Annotated in this window: 8 protein-coding genes and 1 tRNA gene; 4 read left to right on the top strand and 5 right to left on the bottom strand. The window is 57.6% G+C overall.

Annotation, left to right across the window (positions count from 1 at the left end; translation table 11 throughout):
* Nucleotide 1 precedes the first annotated feature (1 nt).
* Nucleotides 2–529 (top strand): adenylyl-sulfate kinase, encoded by a 528-nt coding sequence (gene cysC / locus NW820_RS07325; protein ID WP_414407107.1) that lies wholly within the window; start codon nucleotides 2–4, stop codon nucleotides 527–529.
* 96 nt (nucleotides 530–625) lie between these two features.
* Nucleotides 626–1,561, top strand: coding sequence for an alpha/beta fold hydrolase (locus NW820_RS07320; protein WP_011433031.1), 936 nt, complete (start codon nucleotides 626–628; stop codon nucleotides 1,559–1,561).
* A 9-nt stretch (nucleotides 1,562–1,570) separates the two neighbouring features.
* On the opposite strand, the gene NW820_RS07315 is transcribed toward NW820_RS07320, so the two are convergent.
* Nucleotides 1,571–2,107 carry an HNH endonuclease gene (locus tag NW820_RS07315; protein ID WP_011433030.1) on the bottom strand — a complete coding sequence of 179 codons (537 nt, stop codon included), beginning with the start codon at nucleotides 2,105–2,107 and terminating at the stop codon, nucleotides 1,571–1,573.
* A gap of 231 nt (nucleotides 2,108–2,338) precedes the next feature.
* Between NW820_RS07315 and lnt the strand changes: the two genes are divergently transcribed.
* Together lnt and NW820_RS07305 are read left to right on the top strand one after the other, a co-directional pair.
* On the top strand, nucleotides 2,339–3,949 hold the full coding sequence (gene lnt, locus NW820_RS07310; protein ID WP_414407106.1) for an apolipoprotein N-acyltransferase: 1,611 nt from the start codon (nucleotides 2,339–2,341) through the stop codon (nucleotides 3,947–3,949).
* Between the two features lie 66 nt (nucleotides 3,950–4,015).
* Nucleotides 4,016–4,088: transfer RNA gene (locus tag NW820_RS07305), tRNA-Thr, on the top strand.
* Nucleotides 4,089–4,209: 121 nt separating this feature from the next.
* Here the strand turns inward: NW820_RS07305 and NW820_RS07300 are convergent.
* From NW820_RS07300 to NW820_RS07285, 4 genes are all read right to left on the bottom strand, one after another.
* On the bottom strand, nucleotides 4,210–6,510 hold the full coding sequence (locus NW820_RS07300; protein WP_414407105.1) for a DUF1796 family putative cysteine peptidase: 2,301 nt from the start codon (nucleotides 6,508–6,510) through the stop codon (nucleotides 4,210–4,212).
* 309 nt (nucleotides 6,511–6,819) lie between these two features.
* A complete protein-coding gene (locus tag NW820_RS07295) occupies nucleotides 6,820–8,169 on the bottom strand; it encodes a sensor histidine kinase (protein WP_414407104.1) in 1,350 nt (449 codons plus the stop codon).
* A gap of 33 nt (nucleotides 8,170–8,202) precedes the next feature.
* On the bottom strand, nucleotides 8,203–8,784 hold the full coding sequence (locus NW820_RS07290) for a tRNA-(ms[2]io[6]A)-hydroxylase (RefSeq protein ID WP_414407103.1): 582 nt from the start codon (nucleotides 8,782–8,784) through the stop codon (nucleotides 8,203–8,205).
* 30 nt (nucleotides 8,785–8,814) lie between these two features.
* Nucleotides 8,815–9,119, bottom strand: a 305-nt coding sequence (locus tag NW820_RS07285; RefSeq protein ID WP_414407102.1) for a dihydroneopterin aldolase, incomplete at its 5' end; no start/stop codon positions are given.

The raw sequence follows: 9,119 nt of genomic DNA, 5'->3' as shown, positions 1-9,119 counted from the left end.
GATGTCGCGGCGGGGGGTAACGGTCTGGTTTACGGGATTGAGCGGGGCGGGCAAAACCACCCTGAGCTGCGGCGTGGCCCAGCAGTTGCGCGCTTGGGGGCTGCCGGTGGAAGTGCTCGATGGAGACCTGGTGCGGCAACATCTCACCAAGGGTCTGGGCTTCAGCAAAGTGGATCGGGAGGAGAACATTCGCCGCATCGGCTTTGTGGCGGAGATGCTGACTCGGCACGGGGTGATTGTGCTGGTGTCGGCCATTTCCCCCTATCGGGCAGCACGGCAGGAGGTACGGCAGTATATTGGCAGCTTTATCGAAGTCTTTGTGGATGCCCCCCTGGAGGTGTGCGAACGCCGGGATGTGAAGGGCCTCTATCGAAAGGCGCGGGCAGGCTTAATCCAGCACTTTACCGGTATTGACGATCCCTACGAGCCGCCGGAACAGCCGGAGGTGGTGTGCAAAACTGCCGAGCAAAGCATCTCCGAATGTATTGACCTGGTGATACAAAGCCTAAAAAGCAGAGGTTATGTCTAACAGGCCCACTGCTCTTACGTTGCCCGTAGAGGGTGGGCTTCCCCCCGGAGTAGCTGCAAAGAACCTAGAATTAAGAAAGGCTTACAAGCAACTCCTATGGCTTCGACATCGGCATCGGCCACTCCCATTTCGGCGCAGTGGATCTGGCGGGGGCAGTCAGTTCATTACGTCAAACAGGGTGAGCAGGGGCAGCCTCTGCTTCTGGTGCACGGCTTTGGAGCCTCCACCGACCACTGGCGCAAGAACATTCCCGAATTGGCTCAACACTACCAGGTGTACGCCATCGATTTGCTGGGTTTCGGTCGCTCCGCCAAGCCCAACTGGGACTACCGCGCCGAAATCTGGCGGGATCAGCTGCGGGACTTTTGCCAACAGGTAATCCGTCGGCCTGTGGTGGGGATCGGCAACTCCCTGGGCGGCTATGTGGTGCTCAGTTTTGCGGCGGAGTGGCCGGAGTGGGTGCGGGGCGTGGTGCTTTTGAATGGGGCAGGTGGGTTTTCCACCCTCAAGGGATCCCCGACCGGATGGCGGCAATGGATAGGCGGATTGGTGGGCTGGGGCCTGCGCCAGCGCCTGGTGTCTTACCTGCTGTTTCAGTATTTGCGGCAGCCGCACGTGATCCGAGCCAAGCTGAAGCAGGTTTACTACGACCCGGCAGCCGTGACCGATCAGCTGGTCGAGGCCATCCATCGCCCCACCCAGGATCCGGGGGCTGCCGATGTGTTTGTGGCCTTGATGCGAGGTGGGCAGAAGGGACGGTATGTAGATGAGCTGCTGTGCAGCTTGGTGCGCCCGCTGTTGTTGATCTGGGGAGAACGGGATCCCTGGATGCGGGCTCGGGAACGCTCTAAGCTGTACCGGGCCCACTACCCTCAAGCAGTGGAATACTTCCTGGAGGCTGGCCACTGCCCCCACGATGAGCGCCCCGAAGAGGTCAATGCCCTGATTCACCGGTGGATCGAGACCGGGATCCCAGCCACCACTTCTCCCCCCATTTCCAAAGCTGCCCCTGTATCGGAAGTCCATCCCTAGGCGGCCCGTCTAGCTTGGGCTGTCCAACAATTCCTCCTGGGGATCCCCTTCTAGGCCGATGGTGTACTTAGACCATTCTCGATGGGAACCACTGCCGACGGCTTTGGAGATTTCAAAGTAAAGAGTGCTGTGGGGACGGCGGGGTTGGCGCAGCAGGGGCATACCGGCTTCGCGGGGGGTGCGGTTCCCTTTTTTCACGTTGCAACGCACACAGGCACTGACCACATTTTCCCAAGTATCCCCGCCGCCACGAGACCGAGGGATCACGTGATCCAGGGTGAGATCTTCGCCGAAGCAGCCGCAGTACTGACAACGATGCCCATCCCGGTAGAGGACGTTGCGGCGCGTAAGTGGGATCTCCTTGTGGGGAACGTGGACATAGTGGCGCAGACGAATGACAGTGGGCAAGGGAATGTTGCCGTACACCACTCGGCCATTGTGCTCGATTTGCTCGGCCTTGCCCTTAAGCAAAAGAACGACTGCCCTGCGCCAACTGGTGATGTTGAGCGGCTCGTAGGAGGCATTCAAAACCAAAACCTTGCCCATAGTGCCGCGCACCGCTGACGGGATCCCCAACCCAAGCCGGAAGGCGCCAGCCCCCTGAAGTTATGCAAAATGTTAACACAGCTTTAGATTCAAGCAGTAGGAGTTCTGTGCTCCAGGAGATATTCCCGGCTGCTGCAAAACGCTACTCTGGAGAAGATCTGTTGGCAAGGGCGTGTTCAATCCTAGGGCATTACGTGGGGTTTCCCGAATAGGCTGAACTTTATTGAGGTGATGAAGCCGGAACTGAAATCTTCAACTCAACAGCAGGATCTGCCCCAAAAGAGAAATCCAGGCGAGGGATCCCGCTGGCTGATGGGTTTGGCCATTGTGCTGCTTTGTCTGGGATCCCCCAACCGCTGGTGGCACTGGTTTCCGGGAGCGCTGCTGGGCTTAGCCCTGCTGTTTGGCCTGTGCGAGCAACGGCAAGGGTGGGCGCGGTGGCGTTTGGCCTATGGCCTCTGGTTTTGGGTTTGCCTGTATGCCTTCTGGGTGGATCCCTTCTCGGTTAAGGTGTTGAGCGCCTGGGAGATCCTGGGGGGCGTGGTGGTGGCTCCCCTGATCCCCCTCTTTTTCACCACTGCTACGCTCCTGAGTTTGCAACTGAGTCGTCCCCTGCCGGTTTGGGCACGTCCGCTGGGCTTGGCCACGGTCTGGACGGGCTTGGATGGGCTGTTGGGCTTGCTCTGGTGGCCCATCCCTTTCCACTGGGGATCCCTGTTGTTCGACTGGCCCCTCGGGATCCAAGTAGCCGATGTTACGGGGATCTGGGGGGTTACCTTCTATGCCGTGTTCGTCAATGGGGTTCTTTGGCAGATGGCCAGGCAGATTTCTAGCCGGTGGCAGGCGGCTGGGGGATCCCTGAGAAACGTTTTGGGTGAGATGCTCAGGAACAGGGATTTCTGGGGTACGCTCGCCTGGGGCCTGGGGTTGACGGGGCTGGTCTTGGCCTATGGAAGCGCACGCCTGGCCGACTTCGATGCCTTGGCCGTCGAAAACAGGGATCCTGACTTTCGGGTGGCGGCGGTGCAGCAGGTGGCTTGGCTGGAAGCCGATCGCAGTTGGAACTACCGCCTGGAGCGCTACCGGGAGCTGCATCAGCTTTCTGCCCAGGGGGTGGCTGCTGGGGCACAGTTGGTGATTTGGCCGGAGGGGGCGCTGCGGGCACGGCTGCTGAATACCGGCCTGGAACCCTACGTGATCGAGCCAATGCAAGCGATTCTGCCGCCGGAAGGCGCTTTGATTACGGGGGCAACAGAGCCGGATCCCCGCACAGCCCATTTGCCGGAGCCAGAGCAGCGATTTTTTAACACGGCCCTGTTGTTTGACGCCCGGGGCAACTTGCTGGATGGGTTTGGCAAGCAGTGGATCTTTCCCTATTTCGAGTCGGGGCGCTACGTGCCTTCACCCGATGGCTATCGGCCTCTGGACGGAGGGGAGCTTTTCGGGCCTTTGGGGGTGATGATCTGCTTGGAGAGCGTCTTGCCTGCGCCCAGCCGAACTTTAACCCGTCGCGGCGCCGAGTCTTTGATCGTGATTTCGGATGATAGCTGGTTTGGTAATAGCCACTGGCCGATGTTGCATGGCCAGCTCTCGGTTTTCCGGGCTGTGGAAAATCGGCGGGGCGTGGTGTTTGTCAATAACACAGGCGGCAATCTGGTGGTGGATCCCTCAGGTCGGCTCCAGCAGGTTGGCCCCATCTTTCAGCGGGGGGTGATTACGGGAGAAGTGAAGCGGCGTTCTGAGACAACTTTCTACAATCGCGCGGGGGATTGGCTGGCGTGGCTGACGTTGGGGCTATCTTTGGGGCTATGGCGCTGGGGATCCCGAGCAAGGCAAGGATGAGTTAGAATCGATAGGCCCACCGGTGGGTCTGCGGATTCTCCTATCCAGTCCTCACTTCAAAGCCCTGCTGATGTAGCTCAGTTGGTAGAGCAGCTCACTCGTAATGAGCAGGTCGTCGGTTCGAGTCCGATCATCAGCTTTCTGGAGTTGAACACCACAGAGTCCCTTTGGGAGAAGAGTTGGGGGTGGTCGCGGAAGCGGCGCGGAGCGTTTGGGCAGCAGCGATCATTCTTTCGAATTGCAGTGAAACCTTGGAACGGCTACAGTTGTGGAGGGCACCAGAAAAGATTTCGGGTAGAGACCCCCAAAGAATGGAGAATATCTCTCATTACCCCTGTGCAGTACTTCCAATGCTCAGGATCTGCGCACATGCGGTCGGGATTTAACTCCATCTCATAATGGATAACATTGGGGATCCCGGCAAACTCATCAGAAGACTGAGGAGAAACAATCAGCAGCAGAAAAGGCTTGCCCCTGCGCTTAGCCGCCAGCTTATCCATTAAGTCAACAACGGCCTCTCGCCGGCAACCCCCTGTGCGCACAAACAAGACTTTATCGGCTTTTTCCAAAACATACATAAAACGCTTGGCGCGAGCAGTGTAGCGAGTTCGCATTCGCTCATGGATGGGATCCATATTCTGAAGTGGATCCTCCCCCTCTTCCACCTCATGGCCAAAGGAGAGGCCCGTCCACTTGCTGTGGTAAATTCGCCGATCTTCAGGGCTGTAGTGCAAATATTGCGGATCCCACATGCCCTGAAACTCGTTGTGGATCATATCGGCCACATCGGCCAAATTGCTGGTGCGTGTCAAATCAAAAGGAAAGGCAGGCCCGTCATATTCCAACTTGTAGAGCAGCATTCGCACCGCGCAGCGATCCCCTAACGGCACAATGGCAACACGATGAATATCGGATAATTTACAGGTGTATTCCAGCAGCATGACCGATCCAGGAGCAGCCTTTACCCGGCTTTCGAGGCCGCCTTCCCCGATCATCAAGGTGCGGAAGAGAGCTTCGCGGTGGCTCGGATCTTCGTAAACACCCATCGGCATGGCTTTGAGAGCAGCCCGCACTTCCTTCCACATGGGGTGGATGTTGTACTCGTGATTGCTCTGGTTGATCACGCACAGGCGAGGTATGGGATCAGAAGAGCCTTCTGAGGATCCACTGAGCTTGAGAAGGATCAACGATCCATCCTCGAAGATCGTTTCTACTGATTCCGAGGAAAAGAACTGAGCTATTGGGGAGAAGACCAGATCGGCATCTGCAGGAACGGAGAGGGTGGTTTGCACCGAACCATCTTCTTGTACGGAAAGGGAATATAAGGTAGCATCCCCTAGCCTTTCATCGCTTTTGCCAATATACAGACCCGGCTGTAGACCTGCTTTTTGGAAAGCGGCTTGCAAAGGCTGCCAAGTGGGCGTGATGGTATAGGGATAGGGAGTTACATTCACGATGCGAAATTGATTTTTGCCCGTCTCTACGGTTACCCAAAAACCATGCTCCTCTTCAAAAATGACCTGCTCCCCAATGGGTTGAGGGAGCTTGCCACGAGCCGAGCTAACTTGGCTGGGATCCAAAAGAGAGAGATCGATGGCCTCAAACATGACCTGATGACCCTTGGAATTGGGGTGAGCTGGGTCAAAAGCAAGGTCTGGTTTCCAGCGGCCCTGTCCATCTTCCAAATGAGGCAGCCAATTGAACACAGGGCATCCCCAGCTGAGCATTCTTTGCTGAGTTTCTTGCAAAAGAAGATGCTGTTCTGGGCCGTAGTTTGCATGGGGATAAACCCCTCCCAGAACTGGCAAGGCTCCAATGTCTTGAATTCGCTGAATTAGCCGCTGCAGGCCGTTTTCAAACCGCCTCTGCAGGGCGCGGCGATGCTGGGGCAAGGCCGATACCAAGCCTTCATTTCCCAAGGACAGGGCAACAATAACGACATCAGGACGTTCAGGGATCACCGCCTGCTCAAACCGCAACAGAGTTCGGCTGACATTGGCCCCCAATTGGGAGAGATTTCGCACTTGATGGCCATAGCGTTCTTGCAGAGCTTTCTGCAACAGCCAAGCCCAACCTCGCAACAGCCAGGCGCTGCACCCCAGGGCAACAGAACTGCCCAAAATGACGACTTTTAGCCCTTGCGGATTTTCCGGTTCGACCTCAGGAATGGGATCGGCAAAATAGCCGTAAGGATAGGCAGGGATCTGGCCAAACTCCCCATCCTCGACAATCAAAACTGCCGGTAAAGGTTCTGGTTCAAGGGGCACCCAGCGATTGACAGCGGTGGATTCCCAAATCACTTCGCCACCGGCTTGCACGCGCAGATATCGGTACTCCACTCGAGGAGTTTCTTTTAAACATCCACTGTAGGGTAACAGCGGGCCGGGCGTGCCGTCTGCCGGGCTCAACGGCAACTCTACCCACCACAGCGGATAGCGAGTCGGATCCGTTTGCAGCCAAATGCAATGGCAGGGATCCCAGGAGCCCAATTTTGCGCTGGATCCCACCAGGGCAATTCGCTCGCCCGGCTGGGTGATGGCACGAACCTGGAAGCGATACATAACGTTTTCCTGGCACAGGATTCAATGGGAAATTGTGGGGCTGCGCGGGCGGACTGCACTCACTCATCACCCAATCAACAGCTCAGCAGCCGGCTGAGAAAAGCAAGAGCCTGGGATCCGATCCCATCTCTGCTGTTTTATCCGGGAAAAAGAGAAGTTCTTAAATCTGGAAAGGAAAGATCTCTAGTACCCAAAAATCCAGTTCAACTGGGCCAATACGGTTCTTAATACAGTTCTGAATAAAGACTCAGTCAATCTTGGCTTAAAGCTAGCATATTGACTGAGGACTGTCTGTTTTCCAGAGCACTTTCAGACCCTCTCTGGGGTACAGATTTCCAACTGCCGCTGGGGCAAAATAACTTCAAAGCTGGATCCCTGGCCCAGCTCACTCTCCACCTGCACCTGACCTTGATGCTGCTGGGCAATGCTTCTGACAATTGCCAGCCCCAAACCTGACCCTGAGAGGCGACCGGGATCCCCGCTGCGAGCCGGATCTGCTCGATAAAAGCGATCGAACACATGGGGCAGAGCCTGAGGCGGGATCCCTGGCCCGGTATCTTGTACCCGTACCACCAGCTCTGGGGATCCAGAGCGCAGCCGCTGCTCCAGCCTCACCTGCACCTCTCCTTGGGGGGGAGTGTGGAGAAGGGCATTTTCGATCAAGTTGGTAAACAGGCGGGCCAATTGATCTTCATCTCCCCAAAAGCCAAAGGGATCCACCTGGGCGGGAGAAGGTTCCGTCCCGCTCTCAGGGGCAGCAATATCCAGCTGCAAGCGGATCTGCTTTTGGTTGGCCAGGCCCTGCAGCTCTTCCACCACCTGCAGCAGCAGAGCATCCAGCGCACAGCAACGGGGTTGGAAAGGCACCATACCGCTGTCGTGGCGGGCCAGAAACAGCAGGTCATCCACCAGACGACCCAGCCGTAAACACAACCGCTCCACCATCTGCCAGCGCTGCCGGGTGTCGGCATCCAATTGGGAATCCGCCAAAGCCACCTGTACCGCGGTTTGAATGCTGGCCAAGGGGCTGCGCAGCTCGTGAGAGGCGTCGGCGGTAAATTGCTTGAGCTGCTGATAAGACTGCCGGATGGGCTGCATGGCCAGGCCGGAGAGCATCCAGCCAATGGCCCCCACACCCGTCAAACCGGCCACCACCCACAGGGAAAGATCCCGGATCAACTGTCGCGTTGGCTTGCTCACCTCAAACCAAGGATGGCTGACCCGCAGATAGCCCAGCAGCTTCCCATGGGCCACGATCGGCTCGGTGAACTGACGCAGCCAATACCCAGGAGCGATGCGGGCAGTGTGCAGGGATCCCTCGGTCAATAGGGGGGCAGGGATCCCGCCGGGCACCGTGGACCAGATGAGCGTTCCTTGAGGGCCGAACCACTCCAAGTCGATGTGATCGTCCTCTAGGGTGCTGGGATCATCCCGAAAGCTGGCCTCTAAGCTGCGGCGGGCCTGCTGCGGATCCAAGAGGCTCTCATCCACCACCAAAGACCGCTCGACAATTTCCACCACATGGCCAAGGGTATCGTCCACCCGCTCGATCAGGGTTGACTGCACGTACCAATAGAAGCTGCCGGCAAACAACAGCAGCAACACTGCCGTAACCGTTGTATACCAGAAGGCCAACCACTGCCGCGTCGCTTGAAACATGGGAGCTGCACCGCGGGGGGAAACGGAGTGGGGCTAGCTGTGAACACGGGGTTCGGGGTGAAGGGAAGACAAGATCTCGGCCTCCACCTGGAGTAGAGTATCGAGCCGCTCCTGCACCTGATCGGCAGGGAACTGATCCAAGGCCAAATCCAAATAAAGCTGCCAATGGCGCTCCTCCGCAGCCGCCAGCCAGAGATAAAACTGCCGCAGCTCTGGGTCGGGCGCGTGGATCCCCAACAGGCCCAAGCGTTCGTGGCTGCGGGCCTCGATAATGGCTGCCACCAGCAAGGTGTCGAGCAGATGCTCTGGCTCAGAGCGGCGCAGGTGTTGGTTCAGGCGACCCGCATAGGGCGCAGCCGACAAGGGCTTGATGGGGATCCCCAGCCGTTGCAGGTGGCGATGCACCCGCTCAAAATGCTGCAGCTCCTCCCGCGCCAGCGGCGAGAGGGTTTCCACCAAACGCCCATTAGCCGGGTAGCGAAACAGCAAGCTGAGGGCGTTGCCCGCTGCTTTTTTCTCACAATTGGCGTGGTCTAGCAAGACCAGATCGATGTGCCGGGTAGCCTGTTCGATCCAGTCCTCAGAGGTACGAGAAGCAAGTTCTAGAGCAAGCACAGGGTCGGTAGGAAAGGGTTAAGAGAAGTTCTAGGGACGAACAATCTCCACAGTAACCCGCCCCGTCAGCTCCGGGATCGGGGGATGACACTTGGTCAATCGGATCTTAGCTTTGCTGGCCCCTGTCTCCCGCAGCACCATTTCGGCAATCGCCTCCGCCAAGCTCTCGATCAGCACAAACTGATTGCTTTTCACCAGTTCCGCAATCCCGGCCACTGCAGAACGGTAGTCGAGGCTATCACACAGTTGGCCGCTGAGAGCAGCCGGGCGCAGATCCGCCCACAACTCGAAATCCACCTCAAACCATTGCCCCAAAGCCCGTTCCGCCTCATCAA

This window comes from Synechococcus sp. R55.7 (assembly GCF_047461955.1).
Lineage (GTDB): Bacteria > Cyanobacteriota > Cyanobacteriia > Thermostichales > Thermostichaceae > Thermostichus.
This window is presented reverse-complemented; position numbering and strand designations above follow the sequence as displayed.